The sequence below is a fragment of the Desulfomicrobium norvegicum genome (assembly GCF_900114595.1).
Lineage (GTDB): Bacteria > Desulfobacterota > Desulfovibrionia > Desulfovibrionales > Desulfomicrobiaceae > Desulfomicrobium > Desulfomicrobium macestii.
The window spans coordinates 82,501-107,619 of record NZ_FOTO01000008.1 but is presented as its reverse complement, the minus strand read 5'-3'; the positions used below and the strand labels follow the sequence as shown (position 1 = coordinate 107,619).

18 protein-coding genes and 1 other RNA gene are annotated in these 25,119 nt (G+C 62.9%); 3 read left to right on the top strand and 16 right to left on the bottom strand.

Features of this window, described 5'->3' with window-relative positions; all coding sequences use genetic code 11:
* Positions 1-122: 122 nt before the first annotated feature.
* Complete coding sequence (locus BMZ24_RS12650) at positions 123-2,171, top strand: AsmA family protein (RefSeq protein WP_161949151.1); 2,049 nt, start codon at positions 123-125, stop codon at positions 2,169-2,171.
* Between the two features lie 106 nt (positions 2,172-2,277).
* Here the strand turns inward: BMZ24_RS12650 and cysS are convergent, their stop codons facing one another.
* The 6 genes from cysS to BMZ24_RS12620 form a co-directional block, all read right to left on the bottom strand.
* Positions 2,278-3,747, bottom strand: a complete 1,470-nt coding sequence (cysS, locus tag BMZ24_RS12645; RefSeq protein WP_092192840.1) for a cysteine--tRNA ligase — start codon at positions 3,745-3,747, stop codon at positions 2,278-2,280.
* A gap of 2 nt (positions 3,748-3,749) precedes the next feature.
* The gene (gene gltX, locus BMZ24_RS12640) at positions 3,750-5,210 is read right to left on the bottom strand and encodes a glutamate--tRNA ligase (protein WP_092192838.1); all 1,461 of its coding nucleotides are present in this window, start codon (positions 5,208-5,210) and stop codon (positions 3,750-3,752) included.
* The gene (gene ispD, locus BMZ24_RS12635) at positions 5,207-6,397 is read right to left on the bottom strand and encodes a 2-C-methyl-D-erythritol 4-phosphate cytidylyltransferase (RefSeq protein ID WP_092192836.1); all 1,191 of its coding nucleotides are present in this window, start codon (positions 6,395-6,397) and stop codon (positions 5,207-5,209) included. The genes gltX and ispD overlap by 4 nt, the downstream gene beginning before the upstream one ends.
* Before the next feature lie 8 nt (positions 6,398-6,405).
* An RNA gene (gene rnpB, locus BMZ24_RS12630) (RNase P RNA component class A) lies at positions 6,406-6,762 on the bottom strand.
* Positions 6,763-6,773: 11 nt separating this feature from the next.
* Positions 6,774-7,505 carry a zinc ribbon domain-containing protein gene (locus tag BMZ24_RS12625; protein WP_092192834.1) on the bottom strand — a complete coding sequence of 244 codons (732 nt, stop codon included), beginning with the start codon at positions 7,503-7,505 and terminating at the stop codon, positions 6,774-6,776.
* Positions 7,506-7,559: 54 nt separating this feature from the next.
* The gene (locus BMZ24_RS12620; RefSeq protein ID WP_092192832.1) at positions 7,560-8,519 is read right to left on the bottom strand and encodes a Nif3-like dinuclear metal center hexameric protein; all 960 of its coding nucleotides are present in this window, start codon (positions 8,517-8,519) and stop codon (positions 7,560-7,562) included.
* A gap of 488 nt (positions 8,520-9,007) precedes the next feature.
* On the opposite strand from BMZ24_RS12620, the gene BMZ24_RS12615 reads away from it, so the two are divergent.
* Complete coding sequence (locus BMZ24_RS12615; RefSeq protein WP_092192830.1) at positions 9,008-9,364, top strand: hypothetical protein; 357 nt, start codon at positions 9,008-9,010, stop codon at positions 9,362-9,364.
* Positions 9,365-9,438: 74 nt separating this feature from the next.
* Here the strand turns inward: BMZ24_RS12615 and BMZ24_RS12610 are convergent, their stop codons facing one another.
* The 9 genes from BMZ24_RS12610 to BMZ24_RS12570 form a co-directional block, all read right to left on the bottom strand.
* On the bottom strand, positions 9,439-10,452 hold the full coding sequence (locus BMZ24_RS12610) for a TerC family protein (protein WP_092192828.1): 1,014 nt from the start codon (positions 10,450-10,452) through the stop codon (positions 9,439-9,441).
* 446 nt (positions 10,453-10,898) lie between these two features.
* Positions 10,899-13,235, bottom strand: a complete 2,337-nt coding sequence (locus BMZ24_RS12605) for an SLC13 family permease (RefSeq protein ID WP_092192826.1) — start codon at positions 13,233-13,235, stop codon at positions 10,899-10,901.
* Positions 13,236-13,449: 214 nt separating this feature from the next.
* Positions 13,450-14,556 (bottom strand): pyridoxal phosphate-dependent aminotransferase, encoded by a 1,107-nt coding sequence (locus tag BMZ24_RS12600; protein ID WP_092192824.1) that lies wholly within the window; start codon positions 14,554-14,556, stop codon positions 13,450-13,452.
* Positions 14,543-15,844 (bottom strand): hypothetical protein, encoded by a 1,302-nt coding sequence (locus tag BMZ24_RS12595; RefSeq protein ID WP_092192822.1) that lies wholly within the window; start codon positions 15,842-15,844, stop codon positions 14,543-14,545. The genes BMZ24_RS12600 and BMZ24_RS12595 overlap by 14 nt, the downstream gene beginning before the upstream one ends.
* A 111-nt stretch (positions 15,845-15,955) precedes the next feature.
* A complete protein-coding gene (locus tag BMZ24_RS12590) occupies positions 15,956-16,786 on the bottom strand; it encodes an FAD binding domain-containing protein (RefSeq protein ID WP_092192820.1) in 831 nt (276 codons plus the stop codon).
* Positions 16,783-17,238 (bottom strand): (2Fe-2S)-binding protein, encoded by a 456-nt coding sequence (locus BMZ24_RS12585; protein ID WP_092192818.1) that lies wholly within the window; start codon positions 17,236-17,238, stop codon positions 16,783-16,785. The genes BMZ24_RS12590 and BMZ24_RS12585 overlap by 4 nt, the downstream gene beginning before the upstream one ends.
* Positions 17,235-19,532, bottom strand: a complete 2,298-nt coding sequence (locus BMZ24_RS12580; protein WP_092192816.1) for a xanthine dehydrogenase family protein molybdopterin-binding subunit — start codon at positions 19,530-19,532, stop codon at positions 17,235-17,237. The genes BMZ24_RS12585 and BMZ24_RS12580 overlap by 4 nt, the downstream gene beginning before the upstream one ends.
* Positions 19,533-19,622: 90 nt before the next feature.
* Entirely contained in the window at positions 19,623-20,663 is a 1,041-nt protein-coding gene (locus BMZ24_RS12575; protein WP_092192814.1) for a GNAT family N-acetyltransferase, read from the bottom strand.
* Positions 20,660-21,880 carry an MFS transporter gene (locus BMZ24_RS12570; RefSeq protein WP_092192812.1) on the bottom strand — a complete coding sequence of 407 codons (1,221 nt, stop codon included), beginning with the start codon at positions 21,878-21,880 and terminating at the stop codon, positions 20,660-20,662. Before BMZ24_RS12570 ends, BMZ24_RS12575 begins: the two co-directional genes overlap by 4 nt.
* Positions 21,881-22,124: 244 nt before the next feature.
* Between BMZ24_RS12570 and BMZ24_RS12565 the strand changes: the two genes are divergently transcribed.
* A complete protein-coding gene (locus BMZ24_RS12565; protein WP_092192810.1) occupies positions 22,125-24,314 on the top strand; it encodes a SulP family inorganic anion transporter in 2,190 nt (729 codons plus the stop codon).
* 86 nt (positions 24,315-24,400) lie between these two features.
* On the opposite strand, the gene BMZ24_RS19905 is transcribed toward BMZ24_RS12565, so the two are convergent.
* Positions 24,401-25,102 (bottom strand): helix-turn-helix domain-containing protein, encoded by a 702-nt coding sequence (locus BMZ24_RS19905; RefSeq protein WP_092192808.1) that lies wholly within the window; start codon positions 25,100-25,102, stop codon positions 24,401-24,403.
* Between the last annotated feature and the right edge of the window lie 17 nt (positions 25,103-25,119).

Genomic DNA, 25,119 nt, shown 5'->3' with positions numbered 1-25,119 from the left:
ACGGGTTTCCTCCCTTTATCCCGACGTGTTTTGTCTTTATGGTGTTTTTGTGCGAGCAGCTATCATCATGACCCGCGATGATGACAGCTTTTCGCTCCAACACTTTACCAGGGGAAAATGTGATGAATATTCGAACTTGGATCGTGCGCGGTCTTTTGGGCCTGATTCTGCTTTGCGGAATTCTTGCAGGGGTGCTGCTCATGACGGTCGACCCCAATGATTTCAAGCCGCAGATCATAAAAGCCGTGCGCGACAACACCGGGCGCGAGCTGACCATTTCCGGGGATCTGGGGCTTAAATTCTTTCCCTATCTGTCCGTTTCCATCGGTGACCTTGAGCTTGGGAACGGCGAAGGTTTCAGCGGACCCTTCATGACCCTGAACGGCGCGCATCTGAAGGCTCGTCTTCTGCCTCTTCTATCGTCACGGCTCGAAGTTGTGGCCATTGATATCGAAGGGCTTTCCCTGTTTCTGTCCCGCGATGCGAATGGGCGCGGAAATTGGATGGATCTTGCCACGCCCGATTCGGTTGAAGACAGTGCTCCAGACACTCCCGTTCTGGCCCGGGACAAGCGTGTTCCTTACCTGGCGGGCCTCATTGTGGACGGACTTGAAATCACGGATGCCCGTATTGTCTGGGATGACAAGCTTGGAGGGGAGAGTTTTGAGGTCGACGGAATTCGTCTTGACGTTTCTGATTTTGCTTTTGGCGAACCGTTTGTGGTGGACACGCATGCAATGGCCAAACGCAACGAAATCACTGGCGAGCTTGATTTTACCGCCAAGGCGATTCTGGATCTCGACCGGCTCAGTCTCGAGAATCTGGTCCTCAAAGCCGTCCTGTCAGGCGAAAGTCTGCCAAACAGTCCTGAAGTAATATCTTTTTCGGGAGATTATTTATCTACGGACGGCCGGATGGAGAACGCACGCATGGAGGGGCTGGGGCTTGATATCGTTTTTTCGGCGCAGCCTTCAAGCGACGCCGGCACCAACGGTTTTCTTGAAGTCGCACGATTCAATCCGAAGGAGGCCTTTGCGCGGCTAGCTATTCCTCTGCCGAATTTCACGGACCCTGCCGCTTTGGAAGAGGCCGCCTTTTCCTGCAAGTGGGCAGCCGGTGGGGGCCGTTTCGAGGCGACGGATCTGAGTCTCGTGCTCGACAGACAGGCGCTGAACGGCCGTGTATCCGTTCAAGGTCGCACGGATCCGCAAATCGAACTGGATATGCATATCGATACCTTGAATCTGGACCGCTACCGCATCCGGTCCGATGACGGCGCGAAGGAGGCTCTGCCTGGGGCTTCGGAAGAGCGCATCGACCTTCCTGTCTCGATGATGCGCAAGCTGAATCTGAATGCTACTTTGGCGGTGGATACCCTGAACGTAATCAATCTGCGTGTTTCCGATTCGCGCATCCGTCTGACGGCCAAGGATGGCCTGTTCGACATGCCCCGGATCGAATCAAGCCTGTATGGCGGAAGTTTGAAAGGCTCGGCCTCCCTTGATGTGCGCCGACAGATACCCGCGTATTCCTGGTCGCATTCCATAGGCGCCTTGCAGATTGGGTCATTGCTGCGCGATCTGCATGGCAGGGAGAGTCTTTCGGGCACCATGCAGAGCAGCGCCGCCCTTGATACTTCCGGGCAAAGCACGATGGATCTGCGGCGCAATCTGAAAGGGAAAGTGGATTTCAAGGTGTCCGACGGCGCCCTAAGCGACGTGAACGTCTCGCAGTTGCTGCGCGATGGAATCCGCAAGGTCAAAGGCCTTTCCCCAGGACCGCAGGAACCCCCGCGCACGGTTTTTTCCGTTCTTTCAGCCAGCGGGACCATAACCAGAGGGGTGGAGACGACGCCCGATCTTTTTCTTCTTGCGCCGCGATTTCGCGTCACGGGTAACGGACAGACGGATCTGGTGCGCGAGGTTTTGGATTTCAGGCTGCTCATCGAGCTTGCCGGAAGCGAGGGCAACTTCGACGAAGGTTCTTTGGGCTTGAGCAGTGTGCCGGTGCGGATCAGCGGGCCGGTGCGTCAGCCTACCATCAGTCCCGATATGGAAGCGGTCTTGCGAGGTTTGGGCTTGCGCGGCGGGCAGGCCGTGCAGGAAGTCATAAAAGGTGTGGGTTCGGGACTGAACAAGGGCGTGGAGGGCTTGAAGAACCTCTTCGAATGACAGGATTGTGCGTTGGTGATAAAAATCGAAAGGCCGCATTGCGCGGCCTTTCGTCGTTCATGTCCTTGGGGCAAGGGCGCGCCCTTGTCGGGGCGCGGGCTCTTCCTTATTTCTCGGCACATTCCACGTCCCACTGAACGCCCTGGGCCGTGTCCTGAATGGTCACTCCCAGCGCGAGAAGTTCGTCGCGGATAGCGTCGGAGCGGGCAAAATCCTTGGCCGAGCGGGCTTCCATGCGTTCCTGCAGTTTGGCCTGCACCAGTTCGGTGTCGATTTTCCTGCGCTGCACTCGGCTTTGCTTGAGCTGGGCCAGGAAATCGCTGCTGGGCATGAGGAAAAGGCCGAGCACTTCGCCCCAGCGTTCGAACAGCTTGAGGGCATGGCGGATCATGTCGCGGCCTTCTTCGGACTTTTTGAGGGCCTTGTCTTCCAGGATGCGGTTGACGATCTTCATCAGCACGAAGACGTGGCCAAGGGCCGCGGCCGTGTTCATGTCGTCGGCCATGGACTCGTCCCATTTGGCTTCCAGTGCGGTGGCTTCGACCACGATTTCGGCCGGAAGAGGCGTGGCGGTCCATTTGGTTCCGGCCACGTGCGCCTCGGCGGCGGCCTTGGTCAGGTAGATCCGCTTCAGGGCGCGTTCCGATTCTTCGAGTGCGTCGGCGGTGTAATCCAGGGGGCTGCGGTAATGCTTGGTGATGAGGAAGAAGCGCAGCACCTCGGGCAGGTAGTTGGCCAGGATGTCGCGGATGGTCACAAAATTATTGAGTGATTTCGACATCTTCTCGGAATTGATCTGTACGAATCCGTTGTGCACCCAGTAGCGCACGAACTGCTTGTCCGTGGCTGCCTCGGTCTGGGCGCGCTCGTTTTCGTGGTGCGGGAAGGCCAGATCCTGTCCGCCGCCGTGGATGTCGAAGGGCAGGGGCAGGTAGCGTTCGCTCATGGCCGAACATTCGATGTGCCAGCCCGGACGGCCCGGTCCCCAGGGACTGGGCCAGGACGGTTCGCCAGGCTTTGCGCCCTTCCACAGGGCGAAATCGAGAGGATCCTCTTTTTTCTCGCCCGGTTCGATGCGCGCCCCGGACATCAGCTCCTCGACGTTGCGTCCGGAGAGCTTGCCGTAATCGTCGTAGGAGCGAACACGGAAATAGACGTCGCCGCTGGGCGTCGAGTAGGCGTGGCCTTTGGCGATGAGATTTTCGCAGAGTTCGATCATCTCCTTGATGTGCTCGGTGGCCTTGGGTTCGATGTCGGCCCGCATGATGCCGAGGCGGTCCATGTCGGTGTAGAAGGCGTCGATGTATGTGCGGGCGATGGTCTCGAAATCCGTGCCCTCGCGGTTGGCGCGATTGATGATCTTGTCGTCCACGTCGGTGAAGTTGCGCACAAAGGTGACCTGCATGCCGATGTAGCGCAGATAGCGGACTAGGACGTCGAAGACCACGGCGGAGCGTGCGTGTCCGATGTGGCAGTAGTCGTAGGCCGTGATGCCGCAGACGTACATGGACACATGACCGGGTTTGAGCGGGACGAATTCCTCTTTTTTCCTGGTAAGGCTATTGTAGATCTGCATGCTCATTCCTTGTGGTTGCAATGGGAAAATATGTTCAGCACCGTTTGTACACGCTCCCTGATCAGGCCGGCCGGCAAAAGCGTAAGCAGCGTGGCAAGCTCAGGGCCGTTTTCGCTGCCGGTCAGGGCCAGCCGTATGGGGTGGTAGAGTTTTCGGCCCTTGGCTCCGGCTTCTTCACCCGTTTTGCGCAACACGGCGCCGGCGGCGTCCTTTTCCAGACGCGAGTCCGGACTGTGCGCGGACATGGCCTGGTCAAGGGCGGCAAGCACCGGCAGGCTCTCGGCCAGTTCGGTCAGCGCCCCCGAGGTGAAGCGGGCCTCTTTTTCCGTGAAGAGAGGCAGCAGGGCGCGCAGTTCATGCATGTTCGCCGCATTTTCGCGCAGGCTGGCCAGCAGATGCAGGCGGACTTGCGGATCGAATTCGTGCCAGGCGTTCTCGGCAGGCAAGGTTTCGTCTAGCTGCCGGATTTGATCCGCAGGATCCGCCGCCCGAAAAACGCGCGCGCTCAGGGCCGTCAGCTCGTCGAGGCTCATGACCGCGTTGCCCCGGCCCAGCGCGAAGGGGTTGAAGGCCCGGGCCATCTCGTCAAGAGAGGCGAAAAGATTCTTGGTGGGCAGGGCGCCGGACAAGGACGCCAGATACTGGACCACGGCCAGAGGTTCAAGACCCATTTCCATGCATTCGGGAATGCTCAGGGCGCCGCTGCGCTTCGAAAGCTTCTTGCCGTCCGTGTCCATGAGCAGGCCGTGGTGGGCGAAAGCCGGAGCCGTGAGCCCAAGGGCTTCGTAGAGCAGGATTTGACGGGCCGTGTTGGTCAGGTGGTCCTCGCCGCGCAGCACCAGATTGACGCCCATGTCCGCGTCGTCGACGACCACGGCCAGATTGTAGCTGGGCCAGCCGTTCGAGCGCAGCAGCACGAAGTCGCCGAAAGCGCCTGCCGGAAGGGTAATCTGCCCCTTGACGAGATCCTTGAAGCTGACCTCCGGCTTTTCAGGCAGGCGGAAACGGATGGCATGGGCGTCGCCCCGGTTCAGCCTCTCGGCGCGCTCGTCGCGTGCCATGCGGGCGCAGCGGCCGCTGTAGCGGGGAGGAAGATTCCTGGCCGCGGCTTCCTTGCGGTCCTGTTCCAGTTCGGCATCGGTGCAGAAGCAGGGGTAGGCGCGGTCTTGGGCCACCAGGCCGTCAACGGCGTGACGGTAGAGATGAAGGCGCAGGCTCTGGTGACGCACCGGTTCGTCGGGCACAAGCCCAAGCCAGGACATGGACCACAGGATGGCGGCTTCGGCGGCGAAGGTGGAGCGTTCCTGATCCGTGTCTTCAAGACGAAGCAGAAATTTTCCGCCGCTTTGTCTGGCCAGAAGATGATTGAGGATGGCCGTGCGCACGTTGCCCAGGTGCAGCCCTCCCGTGGGACTGGGGGCGAAGCGGGTGATGAAGGGGCCGCCGGTCTTGAAATTGCTCATGCCTGCTTCCTTGTGGCGGTGACCACGGCCACGGCCTTGATCCCTTCCTTGCGGCCGGTGAAACCCAGGTGCTCTTCCGTGGTCGCCTTGACGTTGACCTGCTGGTCGCAAAGCTCAAGCAGGCGCGCCACGTTGCCGCGGATGGCTTCCTTGTGCGGAGCCAGGCGGGGGATCTGGGCGATGACGGTCAGATCGACATGGGTGATGCAAAGCCCCAGGGCGCGAGCCTTGTCCATGACCTCCGAGAGCAGGATGCCGGAGGAGATGTTCTCGAAGCGATCGTCGCTGTCCGGGAAATGTTCGCCGATATCCCCAAGGCCGAGGCATCCGAGGATGGCGTCGCACAGGGCGTGCAGGAGCACGTCGCCATCGGAGTGGGCTTTGACGAAGGGGGCCCCGGCGATGGGCATGCCGCCCAGCACCATGGGCCGGTTGCCGCCATAGGCGTGCACGTCGTAGCCGAATCCGGTGCAGGGCACGGGCAGGGGGGCGGGAGTAGCAAGCACGCGCAGGTCCTCCGGGGTTGTGATCTTCAGATTGGCGGTTTCACCGGGCACGATCCGGACGCCGTATCCGGCGCGTTCGATCATGCTGGCGTCGTCCGTGACGGTCCAGTCATTGTTCAACGCCTGTTCATGAACCCGGCGCAGCAGGGCGGCCGGGAAGAGCTGCGGCGTCTGGACCGCGCGCATTGTTTCGCGCGGGAGCGTGGCCAGGACAAGGTCGTTTTCGACCTGCTTGATCGTGTCCGTGACGGGGATGGCGGGGATGACTCCACAGACGTCGTCCGTCAATCCGGCCAGCAGAGCCTGCACCAGGGCGGGCGAGAAAAAGGGGCGCGCGCTGTCGTGCACCAGTACACGGGTGCAATCCCGGGGCAGCGCTGCCAGGCCCAGGCGCACGGAGTCCTGGCGTCTGTCGCCTCCGCCGGTGGTCAGGATGCGGACACCGGGGTCCGAGATGTTTTTGAGGCTTTCCAGTTCGGCGGAGCGCTGCTCCAGTTCCCGGGGAGGAAAAACGAGGACCACGCCCGCAAGTTCAGGGACTGCGGACATGGTCAGAACGCTGCGCCAATAGAGGGGATGTCCCTCATGGTGCAGAAACTGTTTGCGTGTGCCGCCCGTGGAGGCGGCCAGACGCGAACCCTGGCCCGCGGCCAGGATTATGGTCCATAGTGAGTGTGTCATTATCAAAAATACGGAGCCGGACGATAAGCCGGATTCTGTGCCCGTTGCCGGGCGGCTGTCATTCCTCTAGGGCGGCGGTTACCCGCCGTCTCCAGCAACCTACCCGAAGGGTCGCGACCGGGCCGGTCACCTTCCTATTTGGTCTTGCACCGGATGGGGTTTACCTAGCTTGCCGCGTCACCGCGACAACTGGTGGGCTCTTACCCCACCTTTTCACCCTTACCCGGGCATGAAGCCCGGGCGGTTTGTTTCTGTGGCACTGTCCCGGGGTCGCCCCCGCTGGACGTTATCCAGCATCCTGCCCTGTGGTGTCCGGACTTTCCTCTCCCGGCCTTGCGGCCGGCAGCGACAGCCTGTCCGGCTCCGCAAAAATAAATCAATCATTGCCCGAGAAATGACGCTCCCAGAAAATGATACGCAGGCAGTTGGGACAGCTCAGGATCTGCTCGCCCTTCTGCAGGTCGATGAAAGCCTGGGGCGGGATGACGACATGGCAGCCCTGACACACGCCTTCGCTGACCGGAACGATGACGGGATTCGGGATGCGGTCGCGGATGAAATTGTAGCGGGTCAGGATGGGCGCGGGAACAGCCTCGGAGGCCTTCCGCTTTTCCTTCTCCAGGATTTCGATGCGGGCGCGCTTCTCGGCCAGTTCCTGATCCAGGGTGGACTGCTGGGCGGTGATGGTCTCTTCAAGGCTGTCGATGTCACCCTGCAGGGCTTCCTTGCGACCTTCGAGGTCGGAAAGGTCCGCAAGAAGATTGGCCCGCTCTTCCTCGCGGGAACGGTTCATCTTCTCCATGGTGTCCATCTCACGCATCATGGCGTGATATTCCTTGGTGTTCTCGACCATCATGAGCTTGTTCTTGCTCTTCTTGACCTTCTGGGTGTCGTTTTCGATCTCACCCTCAAGGCGGCTCTTCTGCTCCATCAGCACGTCGACCTTTTCCTGGATCACGTCCTGCTGCTGCTTGAGGTAGGCCTGTTTTTCCTGCAGGCTCCGCAGCTGCTTGGGCGCGTCTTCGAGGATGCGCTCCAGGGTGATCATCTCCGAATCCACTTTCTGCAGCACGACCAGCTGCTCGATCTGTTCCATATAAATACTCAAGGTAGCATCCTCCTCAAAAGCGTATCAATTTTCCGGGGTTCTTCCCGGGAAGATTCAGGCAAAGGGATCGCGGCCCTGCAGAAAGATGACCCGGACTCCCTCGGGGGACAGTTCGCGGTCCAGGCTCCGGCTCCAGGTGCGCATCATGGTTTCTTCAAGGCAAAAATGACCGACGTCGATGGTCAGGCCGATATCCTGCACGGCCTGGGCCTGATGGTATTTGACGTCGCCGGTCAGGTAGACGTCCGCGCCTTTAGCGAAGGCGGCCGGTCCAAGGTCGGCTCCAGATCCGGGACAATAGGCCACCCGGGTGACGGTTTCCGGCGCCTGTCCCACCATGCGCGACAGAGGCAGCCCGAGGGCGGTAAGCCGCGCTGAAAATTCATCCCAGCCCAGGGCCTTGGGCAGCGTTCCGATGCATCCGAAACCGTATTCACGGATCGGCGCGGCAAGGGCCAGCTCCTGCCAGGGCGTCCCGGCATCGAGGCTGGCCTTGAACGCGGCGCTTTCTTCCGGCCAGAGGAGGTATTCCTCCATTTGTCCATCGCGGCGGGTGACGGAGTCTGCAAAATCCCGGACTCTTTCCTGCATGGCCGAATCGGCCAGGCGCAGCAGGCTCGGCGTTTCGCGGCGGGTCACCTCGAGGATGCGCATGTCCTGCATCTTGAGGGCCTGCCCCAGCCAATTGACCGGACCATGCGGATTGGCGTCCAGAGAGGTGTGCGCGCTGTAGAGCCACATGGAATTCTTGAGGCTCAGGCTCAGCACCTCGTGGAAGTCATCGAGGCGGCTCGGGAGCCTGGGCGCGAGGCTCAGCGGGTGGTGACAGAGCAGAAAATCCGCCTCATGCTCCACCGCTCGGCGCACCGTCTCGACACTGGGGTCCAGGGCCACGCACACGGTCCTGATTTCGGAGGCGGCAGAGGCGATCTGCACGCCGCATTTGTCCCATGACGCCGCCAGCTGGAGCGGGGCCGTGGTTTCGATGCGCGAGATCAGGGTCGAGGGATGCATGGAACTCCGTAGGAAATCCGGGTCGTTGTGCCGTCCAGCCGACAGGCCCGATAGGCACGTCCGGTGGACAGGGAAAGTTGCAAACTTAGTAACCAGTCCCCGTGATGTCAATGCGGTGCACAACGAAAAAGGCTCAGGCCTTGCGTGGCCGGAGCCTTGAGTCGTCGGGAATTCTGTTTTCGGGGCGCACCCTTGAAAAACAGCCGGGCCTTGCGCATGTTCCGGCTTTCGTTAACGGCATGCCGCGTGGTCCGCCCAGGCAGGCGCGCCCGGGAGCGGAACCTTGAGCATAGGGCGGCGTGGAAGTCAACGGTTCTTGGGGAGAATGTCGCCGTTGCGGCAGGTGGACATGCACGTCCCGATCGAGCGGGTGTCCCCGGGGCCACCGAATGAGAAGGAGGAAATTGGACAATCGCCCCGTTTAAAGCCAATATTCGCCTGCGAGATGATCAAGGTATCGCTGTATCAGTAACCACTGGAGGGATAAAATGAAATTCATGTTGACGGGAATCCTGTTTGCCGTGTCGCTTTTTGCCGTGGGCTGCTCCGGCGAGCCGTCCGAGGCCGACATCCGGGCCGCCTTCGAGAAGGACTTGGCCAAGACCGCTCAAAGCCTCGACGAGGCCGGAAAACTGTTCGGCGGAGCGGGCAAGGCGTTTACCGATTCGCTGGGGAAGACGGAGCTTCATGCCGTGAAGAAGATCGGCTGCACGCAGGCCAAGGAGGCGCCCGGTTTTGTATGCGACGTCGAAGTCGACATGACCGTTCCGATTGCCGGGCGCTCCAAGGAGATGACGACGGTGCGTTTCGTGAAGGGGCCCGACGGCTGGGTGGTTATGCAGTAGGCGCGAGCGCCTTTTTGCGATCATTGGACGCGCATCCTTTTTTCATGTGTCTTCCTGGATGCGCGTCCGGTTTTTCAGTTCACATCCGTTTTTTGATCCTCGATGGTCTCCTTGCGGGCCGGAGTACCCGGAATCCACCAGCGCATGGATTTCTTCCTTTCGGATTCGGGCAGTTCCCTGGTGCGGTACATGGAGTAGAGCATGGAGCCGCCGATGAGACATGCGGTGGCCAGGAGCGCCATTTCGGTGGTGATGATCTTGGTCCCGTAATAGGTGTTCACGGTCATCTTGGCGCCCACCAGAACGAGCACGAAGGACAGCCCGTACTTGAGGTAGTGGAAGCGGTGAATCACTCCGGCCAGGGCGAAATACAGAGCCCGCAGCCCGAGAATGGCGAACACGTTGGATGAATAGACGATGAACGTGTCCTTGCTGATGGCCAGGATGGCCGGGATGGAATCGATGGCGAAGATGACGTCCGAGACCTCGACGATGATCAGGACCATGAACAGGGGCGTCATGTACAGAAGACCGTCGCGCCGGACCCAGAACCTGTCGCCCTCGAAGTCTTCGGTAACCCGGAAATGGCTGCGCATGAATCGCGCGATGCGGTTGCGCGAGAGGTCCGGTTCCTGGTTGATGGTGACCAGCATCTTGATTCCCGAGGCGATGAGCAGAACGCCGAAGACGTAGAGCAGCCAATGGAACGAGGCGATGGCGCTGGCTCCGGCGATGATGAGCGTGGCGCGCATGGCCAGCGCCCCCAGGATGCCCCAGAAGAGAATCCGGCGCTGGTTGGATTTGGTCACCGAGAAATGCAGAAAAATGAGCAGGAAGACAAAGATGTTGTCCACGCTCAGGCTCTTCTCGATGAAATATCCGGTCAGAAATTCAAGTCCGGCCTGAGGGCCTCTGAAGAAATAGACTCCCGCCCCGAAAAGAAGCGCCAGGACGACATAGCCCAGACTCACCCACAGGGCGGTACCGACGCTCATCTCCCTGTTCTTGCGCTGCACCACGCCAAGGTCGAAAAGCAGCAGCGCAATGATGAAAACATGAAATCCGATCCACAAAAGCAATGTGTCCATATATTTCTCCAGGTCCGTTACGCGGACAGGGGCATCCGATAGCCCCATGGGTTTTGACTGATGGATGAGCTGAAACGAATCCAGGAAAACGACGCAACATCTCGCCACAAGGAAAAGCCTCGGGCCTGACGGCAAAAAGAGGGTGGGCCGTGACTGGACATTGTCCGGCGTCCCGGGTTTGGAGAGAAGATCCCTGCGGTCATGAAACCTCCGAAGATTGGCCGGAGGTCCAAAAAAAAGACCTCCAGCACGGGTTGTCGTGCTGAAGGTCTTGCTCATCGGTGGGATCCGACGACAAGGCCAAGCGCTTTCGCGCCAGTGATGTTGACCTTGTCTTGAGGAGCTACTCCCCTTCAAAAAAATAAAGATATAGACAGCCCCCTGGAATCGTCAAGCCGGAATTTTCGGGCGAAACACAGCGGAAAATCGGGGCAGCGCAAGCTCGTTCACGCCGGCCAAAGGATGGGCAGCAGCCAGACCGACACGGCCATGACCACGAGAGTCAAGGGCGCGCCGACCTTGACGTAATCCATGAATTTGTAGCCTCCGGGCCCCATTACCAAGAGATGCGCCGGATGTGAAAGAGGGCTCGCGAAACTCGCCGAAGCGGCCATGGCTACGGTCATCATCAAGAGTTGCGGCGAAATGCCGAGCGCCGTGGCTGCGCCCAGGGCCACGGGCGCCATGAGCACCACGAGAGCCGCCGTGGGGATGACCTGCGTGCCGAGCACCGTCACTCCGAACAGCGCGGCCACCACCCAGCGCGGACCAAGGTCGCCCACCATGCCGATGAGCGCCTCCGCCCCCATCCGCGCCGCCCCGGTGTTTTCGATGGCCAAGCCAAGAGGGAGCATGCCAGCGATGAGAAAGATCACTTTCCATTCGATGGAGTGATAGGCCTCCTCCATGGTCAGGCATCCGACAACGACCATGGCCGCCATTCCGGCCAGGGCCGCGATGGCGATGGGCACGAAACCCAGGATGGCGCTCAGGAGCACGGTCGCCATGATCAGGGCGGCCAGGGGAGCCTTGTGCAGGCGCGGGGCCTGGGCCGCTTCCTGGTCCAGCACCAGGAAGTCGTGGTCGCGGGCCACGGCCTCCAGGTTCTGTCGCGGTCCGTACACCAGCAGCGCATCGCCGAACTGCAGGGGCATGTCCTGCAGGCCCGAGCGGCAGGCCCGGCCCTTGCGCAGCACGGCCAGGACGCTCAGCCCGTAATGGTCGCGGAAGAGCAGATCGTTCAGGGTTTTTCCGGCCAGGGTAGTGCGGGGCGAGAGCAGCACCTCGGTCATGCCGATCTGCTGGGATTCCAGTTCGGCTGCCAGTCGCGACGATTGCTCCGAAATTTCAAGCTCTTGCAGGCCCTCGAACACGTCGATGTCCCGCGCCAGACCCTGGACCACGAGCAGGTCGCCGGGCTGGACCGTTTCTTCCGGGGCGGGCAGGCAGGTCACATTCCCTTCCCGAACCAGGCCCACCACAGTCAGGCCGAAGGCATTGCCCAGGCGGCTTTCCACCAGGTTGCGTCCGGCCAGCACCGATCCTTCCGGCACCCTCACGGAACAGAGGCTGAGCAGTTCGCAAACCGACGCATCGGCCGGTCCTTCCGTCAGCGGTGCCACGAGTTCGACGAGGCTGGTGTCCGCCAGGGCTTCAAGGGTCTTGTGTTCGCCCTGGAGCACGAGGCCGTCCCCCTCCTCGAAACGATGGCGGCGGACTTCGCGCAGGCATTCGCCTGTGGGGGAACCCAGCGCCAGCACATGCATGCGGTGATCCCGGCGCAGCCCGCTCTCGGCCAGGGTACGGCCGATGAGCGGCGACCCCTTGCCGATGCGGACCGAGGCCGTGCCCAGGCGCCGGATGATTTCGTCGGTCTCGGGTCCGGGCTGCTCGACCCGCAGATGTCTGCTGCCGCGAAAATGGCTGACCTGATCCGACTGGCCGTGGACGATGACGATATCATTGGCGCGCAATGTCTCCTGCGCCCGGGGGGAGAGAATCAGTTCACCGGCTCGTTGCAGGCCGACCACGGTCAGGTACAGGGCTGAGCCCAGGCGGCTTTCGGTCAGGCTGCGGCCCACCAGTGGCGATGTCGAGGGAAGTTCGATGGTGAAGATGTGCGATCCGATCTCGTAGGCGGACTCGATGCCTTTTTTTTGATCTCCCGACGCAGCGCCTTTGGGCAGCAGGCGCTTGCCGAGCAGGACCACGAAGGCGATGCCGGCCACGACCAGAGCGCCGGTGATCGGCGTGAAATCGAAAATCTTGAAGGGCGTCAGTCCGGCGGCGCGCAGGGCGTTGGTGGCCAGGATGTTGGGAGGCGTTGAGATGCCCGTGAAGGGTCCGCCGAGCAGGCAACCGAGCGCCATGGGCATGAGCAGGCGCGCCGGTGGCAGGCCGCTGCGGCGGGCCAGGTCCATGGTCGCGGGCAGCAGGATGACGGCCACGGTGGTGGTGTTGATGAGGGCCGAAAGGAGCCCGGCCGCAGTCATGAGCACCACGATCAGCACGGCTTCGCCCTTGCGCGCGAAGTGTTGCAGGGGCTGGCCGATGCGGTAGGCCACGCCCGTGCGGGTCAGACCGGCCGAAAGGACGAACATGGCCAGCACGGTGATGACCGCGGGGCTGCTGAATCCGGCCACGGCCTCTTCCGGGGAGACCAGGCCGGTCAGGGCCAGGGCGGCGAGGACCATGATCCCGACCACGTCGGCAGGCAGCCAGCCGCCGATGAAGAGGGTCAGGGCGGCGAGGACTATGAACAGGAGAATGAAGAGGGACAGCATGATCTGTGCAAACTCCGTGAGGCTTTAGGGGGCGATGTTTTCGGCGGGGTCATGCCCCGGACGCGGGAAGACGGGCATGGCCGGACTTCCGAATGGAAGCGAATACATGGCGCGGCATCCCTGACGGGGTCAAGCGGGAAAATGCCGCAGGGGCGTTTGTACCGGATTTCCGATGGTGAGAGAGCGGCACAGGGTTCTGTAGGTCGCCACTCTCTCAGGGGCGAAGCACGCCCAGCATGGCCCTGCAGAACTCCTCCATTACATCCTCCCGCGCCAGGCTGACCCTGATCCAGCCCGGGAAGCGAAAGCCCGTCATGGTGCGGATCATGACGCCCTTGGCCATGAGCTTGCGGTAGAGCAGGGTGTCGGAGGTGGGAACGCGGATCATGACGAAGTTGCCCTCGCCGCACTGGCAGGTCAGGCCCAGTTCCCCGCACAATGTCAGGACTTTCTCCTTGCCGGCGGCCACCATGGCGCGGGTCGCGGCAATGAAGGGTCCGTCGTTTTTCATGGCTGCCGCGGCGGCCTGCTGCGCGAGGGAATTGACCGAATAGACCACGTGGGTGCGGCGGATGATATCGACCACCGCCGGGGAACTGCACAGGTAGCCGATGCGCAGGGCGGCCAGCGCGTACATCTTCGAGAAGGTGCGAAAGACCACCAGGTTGGGATACTGCTCCAGCAGTTTCATGCCATCCGGAAAGCCGATCTGGTCCACAAATTCGAAATACGCCTCGTCCAGGACGACGATCTGGCGGCCGTCCACCGTGTCCAGGAAGCGGCGCAGGGTGGCAGTGTCCCACCAGGTGCCCGTGGGGTTGTTGGGGTTGCAGACGAACAGGATCTTGGTGCGCTCGTCGCGGGCGGCGAGCATGGCGTCCGGGTCGAAACCGAAATCCTTGAGGGGGGTGAGCCTGGCCTCTATGCCCGAAAACTCGGCCACCCACTCATACACGGCAAAGGTCCTGTCCGCCGTGACGATGTTGTCGCCCTCGGCGCAAAAGGCCTTGATGACACTGGAGATCACCTCGCACGAGCCATTGCCGACCAGAAACTGGTCCGGCGACTTGGCGAAGCGCCCGGCCAGGATCTGGCGCAGGGCGTAGGCGTCGCCGCTGGGGTAGATGGGTGTCAGGCGGGGCGGGAAACCCTGGACGATCCGGGCCGCTTCGGGCGGGGGGCCCAGGGGATTCTCGTTGTTGTTGAGACGGTGCAGGTGGTCGACCCGGAAGAGGCGCATCAGCTCCTGATCGGGTTTGCTCGGCGTATAGACCTCGAAGCTCCGGACGTGGGCCGGCACCAGTCGTTCAAGATCCAGCATGCTGCAGCACCAAAACGTCCGCCTGTCCCGCATGGGGGAGCAGGACGCGGGGTTGAAAGCCGTTCTTCAGCAGGGCCGGGGCCAGAGCCGCCTGCCAGCCGTGGGCCAGGTCGAGGTGGACCAGGATGTTGCGGTACCCTTCGGACAGGAGCAATTGGACGTGTCCGTGCACGGTATCGGAGGTGTCGGCCCCGTCGAGCATGGGGATGAGCAGCGCCTGGCTGGCCTCGGGCTGGAAGGACGTGGCAAAGACGGAGCGCCCGGCCACCTGTTCGCCCTGGTGCGAGACGGCGTGGATGTCGCGCATGAGGAAAAGCTGCTCGTATGCCGTGCGCAGAAATCCCTCCAGCTCCGGGTGCGTCCAGACCGCCAGTCCGTTGTCCTCGCGCATGCCCCGGTACCAGATTGGCATGGGGCCGGGCGTGCCGTCGGCCGCGAGCAGGGGCAGGGTCCCCAGCAGCTCGACATCCTCCCGGGGCAGGTCTTCCGTGGGCAGCTGGCTCAGTATGGCCGAGACGGGAGTCCGGGCCACGGCGCCGACGAGATGCTCGGTCAGTCCGCGCGCGACGGCTGTCCTCTCGCTGGTGAAGACATACGGCCCGCAGAAGGACACGCTGGTGGCGGAACGCGGGCTCCAGGTCATGAAGCCGCACACATTTCCGCCCTGGTCCAGCGCCATGGCTCCGGAAAGCTCGCCTCCCAGAATCTGGTCGACCACCTTGCCGGGGGTTCTGAACGCCTGCGGCACCGCTGCTTCGGGATAGAGCGCCGTGGCCAGGGCGCAGGCCTCCTTGATCCTGCTCGGGTCGAGGGCGGGCTGGAACAGCACTTCCCCTCGGGGCGCGAAGCGTTCGCTCTGCCGCGTTTCAAGGTCTGGATAGGAGCGGTCCAGGCGCAGGCGCAGGATCACGTTCGCGCCGTCACGGCGCACGTCCAGGCCGTCGCTCATGCGTGCGGCCAGGAGCAGTCCCATGGCCTGGATGTTCTCTTCGGCGCAGTCGGCCCCGCAGGCGGTGATGTTCATGGCCCAGAGGTCGGCATCCCTGGCCGCGAAGGAGAAGGTCGTATCGACATGGCTGGCGCCGGGCGTCAAATTCAGTTCCAGGGGAGCCTGCGGCGTGAGGTCGGCCAGGTAGACCAGAATTTCTTCCACCGCCATGATCAGGCGCAGGGTCTTACCGTGATCCAGGCCGAAAACCGTGCCGCACTGTTCGGCCACGCCCTGGACCATGCGAATCCAGGCCGTGTCCGCGTGCAGGCGCAGGGTTATGGTCCGTTGATTGGTCATGTTTGCTCTTCCTTGGGCAGCGCGAAGCAGGCCCCGAATTCATTCATGTTGTCGCAGTGGCGGTAGGTACCTTTTTGGCCAACGCCAGCAGCAGTGCCGGAAGAAGCGCTTTCATGGCCTGTGCCCCTCCAGACGCAGGATCAGGTTGCCCGCCACCTGACGGCGGTAGTCCGCCGTGGCCCGCACGTCGTCGATGGGGCGTACGGTCGCGCGCACGAGGTCGGCCGCGTGGCTCAGGTTGCCGGAGGTCAGGGCACGGCCTGTCAGCCAGGACTCGGCCTCGGGGCAGCGCAGCACCGTGGGGGCTACGCTGCCGAAGGCCAGGCGGACGTCCCGGACGATGTCACCGTCCAGGTGCAGCAGGGCGGCCATGCTGGCCACGCTGATGGCCAGGGCCTGGCGCCTGCCGACCTTCTCGAAATGCTGTACTGCGTCCGGATCAGGCAACGGGATGATCACGCGCGCCAGGATCTCGCCGGATTCGAGAACGGTCCGGCCGGGGCCGGTGATGAACTCCGCCACGTCCAGGACCCGTTCTGCGTCACGAGACAGGAGCGCCACCCGCGCCCCAAGGGCGTACAGGGCGGGGAGGGTGTCCCCGGCAGGGGAAGCCGTGCAGAGGTTTCCGCCCAGGGTGGCCTGGTTGCGCACCAGGGGAGATCCCAGCTGGCGCACGGCCTGGTGAAGCATGGGCAATCGGGCGGTGACGATTCCGGATTCCAGCAGGTCGGTCAGGGTCGTGGCCGCGCCGATCTCCAGGACACCGCCCTGCGCTTCCAGACCACGCAGCGCGGGGATGCGTTCAAGACAGCAGATCTGTGCGCTGGATTTATCGGCCCTGCGCCGCACGAGGTAGTCCGTGCCTCCCGCCATGACGGCGGTGTCCGGTTCGTCGAGAAGGTTCCAGAGTTCGTTCAAGGTCCCGGGCAGGTAGACGCTCATGGTTTTTCCACCTTGTGCACCGCATCGAGGATGCGGGTGTAGCCCGTGCAGCGGCAGAGGTTTCCGGACAGGGCCTCGCGAATGGTCTCGCGTCCGGGATGCGGGTCGCGGGCCAGGAGGTCGGCGGCGGCTACGACCATGCCCGGCGTGCAGAACCCGCACTGCACGGCGCCGTGCTCGGCAAAGGACCGTTGCAGGGCGTGGGGCGTCTCCAGGCTGCCGAGGCCCTCGATGGTGGTCAGATTCTGGCCGTCGAGCTGGGCCGCCAGCGTCAGGCAGGACAGGCGGGCCCGTCCGTTTATCAGGATGGCGCAAGCGCCGCATTCGCCGGTTCCGCAGCCTTCCTTGGTGCCGGTCAGTCCGAGCCTTTCGCGCAGGAGGTCCACGGCGCGCTCGTCGCCGCGCACGTCCAGTTCCGTGTCCCGGCCGTTGATGCAAAAACGGATGATCATGAATGTGCTCCGCGTGAGGCCAGAAGTTCGAGGATCATGGCCGGCGTGACGGGGGCGCGGACTATGTGCGCGCCCAGGGCGTCGGACAGAGCCGAGGCCACCGTCGGCAGCGGCCCGTTCATGCCCACCTCGCCCACGCCCTTCATGCCGAAGGGACCGCTGTGCTCCAGCGTTTCCACGGCCACGGACTGCGTGTCCGGCAGGTCCAGGCTGGTGGGGATGAGGTAGGTCGAGAGGTCCGGGGTGGTGATGCGGGCGTTCTCGGTTCCAAAACCTTCCATCAGGGCGAAGCCGAGGCCCTGGGCCACGGCCCCCTCGATCTGCTGGTGGAAGTTCTGGGGGTTCAGGACGCGGCCGCCGTCAGTGGCCGCTAGATAGTCGCAGACCCGCACCAGCCCGGTCAGTTCGTCGACCTCGACGCGCACCAGATGCGCGGCGAAGGGGAAGATCAGGTGCGGGAAGCCGAGGGGAAAATCCCTGCCCGTGTCCGGCACCTCGCGGGAGACGGGCATGAGATATTCGGCCACGCAGACGCGGTCGTCGCGGGGCAGCATGGCGCCCATGACCGTCAGGGGCAACTCCTTGCCCGTGGGCAGGTGTCTGACCGCTCCGGGCACCAGGGTGAAGCCGCCGGGCTCGTCGATCATGAGGGCCAGCGCCGCGCGGCGGACGAGCTTGGTCGTCATCAGCTCGCAGGCCTTGATCAGCGCCTGGCCGAAAGTGTAGGTGGTCCGGCCGGCCGAGGCCGAGCCCGAGGGGTGGGAGCGTTCCGTGTCCGGCTGGATGACTTCGAGGCGTCCGGCGTCCTGGCAGAGCATTTCGCCCGCGATCTGGGCGAAGGTGGAGGCGTTGCCCTGGCCCATGTCCGGGACGCCGCTGTAGATGACGAAGCGTCCGTCCGGGGTCAGCTCGATCTTGGCGATGGCGTTGTCGGCCAGCCCCCGGCCGTAGCCCATGCCGTTGAAGACGGCGGCGATGCCGACGCCGCGTCGGGTGAACGCGGGGGCGTCCTTTTTCCAGGCGTGGCGCGTGGTCCAGAGTTCGTGGCCCTGGACGCGGCGCAGGCACTCGTCAAGGCCCACGGAGGAGGTCAGCGTGACGCCCGCGCAGTTGCGGTCTCCGCGACGCAGGGCGTTCTGGCGGCGCAGGTCCAGGCGATCCCGCCCGAGCCGGTCGGCCAGTCGGTCCATCATGCCCTCGAAGGCCAGGCTGGTCTGGGCCACGCCAAAGCCCCGGAAGGCCCCGGCCACGGGGTTGTTGGTGTAGACGCACATGCCTCGGCAATCCATGTGCTCCACCCGGTAGGGCCCGGCGGCGTGCTCCATGCCCAGTTCCATGATTTCGCCGCCCAGATGGGCGTAGGCCCCTGTGTCGTACCACAGGCGGCAGACCACGCTTTTGAGCGTGCCGTCGTTCATGGCGCCCAGCCGGTAGTGCATCCGGGCCGCGTGGCGCTTGTAACCGGCCAGGAAGCTTTCTTCCCTGTTCCACCACATCTTGATGGTCCGCCCCGGGAGGCGCAGGGCGGCAAGTCCCAGGAGGCACTGCACCGTGGCCCCGTCCTTGCCGCCGAATCCGCCGCCAAGAAAAGGGCTGTGGACGCGGATTTTCCAGGGCTCAACGCCCAGGGCGTGGCCGATCTCGAAGCGGTCGCGGAAAGGGGCCTGGGTGGAGACGGTCAGATGCAGGATGCCGTCCTCGTCCAGGCGGGCCAGGCCGTTTTCGGTCTCCAGAAAGGCGTGGGCCTGGGCCGGGGTGAAGTAGGTTTCCTCCAGGACCACATCGCACTGCGCCAGGGCTTCTTCGGCGTCCCCTTTGCGGATTTCGGCGGCCAGGAGGATGTTGGAGCCGTGGGTCTCGTGGATGAGCGGGGCGTCCGGCGCCAGGGCCGCGTCCATGTCGGCCAAGGTCTGCAGGGGATCGATGTCCACGTGGACGAGGGCCAGGGCCTCCCGCAGCACTTCGCGTGATTCCGCCACCACGAGGGCCACGGGGTCCCCGCAATGGCGGACCCTTGTTCCGCACAGCACGGGCATGTCCTTGTGCACGATGCCCTGCCGGTTCGATCCGGGCACGTCCTCGCGGGTCAGGACGGCGTGCACCCCGGGCAGGGCCCTGGCTTTGGCTGCATCGACGCCGCGCAGGATGCCGTGGGGCACGCCGCAGCGTCTGGCCCCGGCCCAGAGCAGGCCGGGCGGGTAGCTGTCGGCGCTGAAACGCTCCGTGCCGCACGCCTTGGCCAGGGCGTCCAGGCGGGGGCGTGCGGGACCGATATCGTAAGGTTCATGAGACATGGACACATCCTTGGGCTGAAAAAGTGCCAAACAGTGCGAAAGAAAAGGGCTTTGTGTCAACTCGCGGGGCCGCCGCCCGGTCTTTTCCTTTTACCGACCGGGCAGGGCGGCCCAGTCCGAGAGGATGCGCTCCATGAGTTCCCTGGCCTCGTCGGTCAGCAGCAGCGGAAGCGAGAAGTCGGGGTCCGAGGTGAGCTTTTGCAGCAGCAGCACGTCGGTGCCGGTCCACAGAGGCAGGAGCCCACCGAAGAAGTAGCCGTGCTCGCGGGCCGTTTCCGCAGCCGCGGACAGCCCCGGATGGGCCAGGGGCAGCTGCAGCTGGTAGACGTGCCGTCCGGGATGCCCGGTCTCGAAGGCGTCGATGGCCTCGCCGAGGTCCGCGCCCGGTTCGTCGACCAGGAGCTTGGCCAGGGATGCCCCATCCATGGTCGTCACGCCGGAGCGCGTCCGTCCGCTGGCTGGTCCGGCCGCGCCGAAGGATCTCTCCAGACCGTGTTTGGCGTACAGGTCCGCGAGAAAGCCGGCAAACCGTTCGGGCAGGTACACCGTGTGGGGCACATCCCGATAGATGCGCAGTTCGTCCAGCAGGGAAATTCTTCCCCCGATGCCGTCGGTGCTGCCTTCGGGTCTGGGGGGCATGGCTTCCATCTCCAGGGCGTAGGCAGGAGAGGAGAAATGGCGAGCCAGCTTCTGGCTGATCAGGTGGTCGCACACGCTTTGGCCAAAGACGGCGTTGAGGCCCAGCTCCTCCGGAAGGGTGGCCAGGGAGGCTTTGGTCATGCGCACTGTCAGGGTTCCTCCCCGATAGGCCGGCAGGATCATGAGTCCGCCGGACTCCATGATGTTCGGGTTCGGCGCCACCCGAAAGAGGGCCGTCAAGCCGACCACTTCTCCTGCCTGCGTGCGGGCCACGAACTGGTGGAGGTCCGGCCCTGCGTTGGCGCCCGCGATCTGTTCGGGGTCGTAGACGTAGTCCAGGGGGAAGTTCTCTCCGTAGATGGCGAAATAGAGCCTGGCCACGCCTTCGGCGTCTTCGGGCCGGAATGGGCCGACCTCGACGCTCTGGCCGGGTTCGACGGTTCCGGGGTTGGCGCGCAGGCGCTCCAGGTTTTCCTTTCGGGTGCGGGTCATGGGGTTCTCCCGTGGGAAGGGTTGATGGTGGCCGGGGACGGTTGTCCGGTCTGGCGGATCAGCAGTAAGGCGCCAAGGGCCAGCAGCGCCGAGAGCCGGAACAGGGCCGCGTGGGACAGGCCCATGCCGAGCATCATGCCGCCGAGGTACGGGCCCAGGACATATCCGGCATCCATGGTGGACAGCATGAGGTTGGCGGTCAGGCCGCGCTTGGACGGGTCGGCCAGGTGAAAGAGGGTCGATTGCAGAAGCGGCATGGCCACGCCCATGCAGGCGCCGAAAAGACCGGCCGCGAGCAGGAAGGGCAGGGGCGATGCGACCAGGGAGTAGGACGCGTAGCATCCCGCCAGGACGAGGAACGTAAGCATCAGGGTCCGGCGCTTGTCCATCCTGTCGAAGCGGGCGCTGACGAACAGGCGTACGGCAATGGTGGCTCCCGTGGACACGGTGAAGAAAAGACCCGCGTTGGCCAGGCCAAGGCTCGCTCCGAAGTCCTTCATGAAGAAGAAGAGCAGGGTGGAGCCGAGAAATGTCAGCAGGCCCGCGCCCAGGACGAGGGGCACCCCGGGGTTTTTCAAGGCTGACCCGATGTCGGCGAGCCCGGTCGAAGCCTGCCCGGATGAGATTTGCCTCTCTTTTTCCCGTGCCTGCCGTGCATGGGGACCGAGGGGCGCAAGGAGCGCCAGGGCAGGCAGGGTCATGAGGGAGACCCAGGCATAGGCGTGCCCGGCGTCGGGGACGATCCGGAGCAGGTATTCCATGAGCGGGGGCATGACGGCAAAGGGCAGCATGGTGGTCAGGGAAAAGAGGCCGAAGCCCTGGCCGCTTCTGGACGGCGGTATGAAATGCACGAGCAGGGCGGTGGTGGCAGAGACCAGACTCACGAAGGCCGCTCCGTGGAAGACGCGCAGGCAGATGAGCGCGGGAAGGCTTTGGGCCCAGGCGTATCCAAGCAGGGCGAGAGCGATCATGACCAGGCTTGCGCGCATGACAGGCAAAGCGTTGCCCGGTCCGAGCCAGGGGCTGATGAACGGGCGCAGCACGAAGGCCGCCAGGGGTTCGAGGGCGAGAATCCAACCAGCCCAGAAGGGCGAGATGCCCATGGATATGAGGTAGGGATAGAGGCCGTAGAAAACGGCGATGTTGCCGAACCCGAACAGGGCCACCAGACACAGGGACACGAAGGGGTACGAGAAGAGGGCGGCGTTCGGGGACATTGCATCTTCCTGATACGGTTGCGGATGTGCAGTCCTTAACGGGCTTGGCAGTCTTTTGCCAGCGAAGAATTATCCTTGCGGCGAATCGATCCTCCCATTGACGGAAATGATTGACGAAGGGCGGCGGGCAAGATGCCGTGGCACCTTGCCCACGGCGCAGGATGAACATGCGCTTTTTTGGATCGAACGAATATGCATTGCGTTAACACCCTGTCATGACATATGTTTCTTGGAGGAGACGAGCATGAAATCACTACTCAAGGAACTTGCGGACGACCTGTTGTCGCAAAAAGTCGTCCCTGCGCTGGCGCTCGGCTGTGTCATTGGCGTTCTCATTGTCGTCATCGAGGTTTCCCTGAGCGCCATGATTTTTTCAGGCTCGCTTGCACCGCTTGCGACGCGAGCATCGGGGCTGCTGCTTTTCGGCGCGGTTGTCATGGGTATCCTCCTCGCCCTGACCAGTTCCTTCCGATCCGTCATATGCTTGCCGCAGGACGCTCCGGTGGCTGTCCTCGCAGGCATGGGCCCTTCGGTAGTCGCAGCCATGGGAATGGCGTCGCCGGAAGCGACGTTCATGACCATGGTCGCCTCCATCGGTTCGGCTACTCTCGCCACCGGCCTGGCGCTGACGGCAATCGGCCATTTCAGACTGACCAACTTGTTCCGCTTCATGCCCTACCCTGTTGTAGGCGGCTTTCTGGCAGGCGGAGGATGGCTTCTCACCCTGGGCGGCCTTTCGGTCATGAGCGGTATGGACGTCAATTTCGACACGATGAAGAGCCTCTTGGATGCATCACCGCTTCTGAAGTGGGGGCCGGGCGCCCTGTATGCCATCCTTCTTTGGCTTGTCCTGAAACGCTGGCCGCATTTTCTCATCCTTCCTGCATCGCTGCTGGTCGTGACTGCGGTCTATTATGTTGCATTCCAGATCGCCGGGATGTCACTGGCCGAAGCTAGGTCAACAGGCTTTCTTCTTTCCGGTGTGCCGGCCACTGGCCTCTGGCCCGCCTTTAGCCCGGCCGAACTCGGCCTGGTGCGCTGGGATGTCGTACTGGAGCAGTTGCCCGTCATGGGCGCCGTTTTTCTGGTCACCCTCATTGGGCTCCTGCTGAACGTGAGTGGCATCGACCTTGGGGGAGGCGTTGACGTTGATTTCAACAAGGAATTTCGTAACGTCGGTCTGGCAAACATTGCCGGCGCACTGGGCGGCAGTTCCCCCGGAGCCCACGCGCTCTCGCTTTCCCTCCTCTGCCGGATGACGGGTGCCTACACCCGTCTGGCAGGACTTGTGGCCGCGACCGTTGTCGCCGCGGTTCTCTTTGTCGGTGGCGCGGCGCTGGAGTTCTTCCCCCTGCCTGTTCTCGGCGGCCTGCTTGTCTTCCTTGGCATCGATATCATGGATAACTGGCTCTACAGCACATACCGCAAGCTTCCCCTTCAGGACTATCTTGTGCTGGGGAGCATTTTTCTGTCCATCTGCCTTCTGGGATTCCTCAAGGGAGTGGGAATCGGCCTGCTGATCACCACGGTACTTTTCATCATTCGTTTCAGCAGGATCGATGTCATCAGGGAAAGGTTCAATGGCGCCATGCGACACAGTCGCAAAAACCGCTCAATTCCCAATCGCACCATCCTGCAGACGAACGGGAACAGACTTCAGGGATACCAGCTGAGCGGCTATCTGTTCTTTGGTTCCGCCGCTCGCCTGAGCGAAGAGCTCAAGGCCGGATTGAACGCTTCTCCCCGCCCATGGTGCATGCTCTTGGATTTTTCAGGCGTTTCGGGATTTGACGTATCTTCCGTCAATGCTCTCCAGCGCGTCATTCAGGCTGCGCACACGGCAATGATTCCGATCGTGATTGCCAGTCCGACCAATCGTTTCATTGATACGCTGTCACGAGCGCTTGCCCCGGCGGTCTTGGAGGGGATTCGCTTCACGGTTGACCTCGATCAGGGACTTGAGCTTTGCGAAGACACCATCCTGGAAAAATTCGAGCAGATCCTGGAAACTCAGGCGTCGGCAAAAGATAACCTTTTCGAGCAGACTGTGGACGACATGATGGCCCACCTGGACAGGCTGAGCATTTTTGAAGCGCTGGTGGAACAGCTTGCCCCGTGGCTCACGGAACGATCTTACGAAGAAGGCGATGTCATTGTCGCGCAGGGGGCTGCGTACGAAGGCATGCATCTGATCATGTGGGGTTCTGCAACTTCCAGAACCACGGACAAAAATTCCCGTCTTGCGCATTACGATGCCGGGGCCGTTGTCGCTCCCAAGGCGGCTTTCGGTTCCTGCATCGCCAAGGAACATATGGAAGCGGACGGGATATGTCGCATAGCCGTGCTCACGGCGGAAGCCCGTAATCAGCTCGAACAGCAAGCCCCCGCTCTCGCCCTGCAGCTGGACCGTTACATAATGGACTGTCCCGCATAACCTGCGGGGGAAGACTCATTCAAAAAGCAAAGGGACCGGACAAGTTGTCCGATCCCTTGAGTAATCATCAGCGAAGATGAAGGGTGCTACTTCTTTCCTCCGCCATTACCGCCGCCGTTTCCTCCACCATTACCGCCTCCGTTGCCTCCGCCATTTCCTCCGCCCTTGCCGCCGGCATTCCCTCCGCCCTTGCCTCCGGAATTGCCCTGGCCGTTGCCGCCGGCGTTGTTGCTTTTGCCGGAAGCGGAGAGCGACTCCTTGGAGGACTTGCCCGTGGCCGTGTTGCGGGCGGTCACGCCGTATTCCTTGCCCTGCTGGTTCATGTTGCGATTGCGGTTCTGGTTCGCGACGCTCTGGCCGATGGTGCTGGGGTGGACGCCGAGTTCATGGGCGATTTCTCCCCAACCAAGGCCTTCGGCGCGCATGGCTCCGACTTCAGCGGCGGTCACTCCGGCTGCGTCCGCCAGAGCTTCGTTGTATGCTCCTGTAGCTGCCGTCAGGGCTGCCTCAGCCTGTTCCATGGCGACCGGATCAGCGGCAGCGACCGCTGAATCGTAGGCGGCCTGGGCTTCGCCGAGATCTGCCGTCGCCGTGTCGAGCGCTTCGGCGGCCTTTTCCGTGGCGGCGGCAGCCAAACCTTCCGCCTTGGCCGCCTGGGCCGGGTTGCTCAGGGATGACACGGCGTCGGGATCGTCGGTCGGTTCATCCGCCGCCTGGGCCAGGACCGGAAAGGCCGAAAGGGCCATGAGGATGAGGCCGGACAGAAGAAGACGAAGGATGCTGTTCATGGTAAAACCTCCTGGGA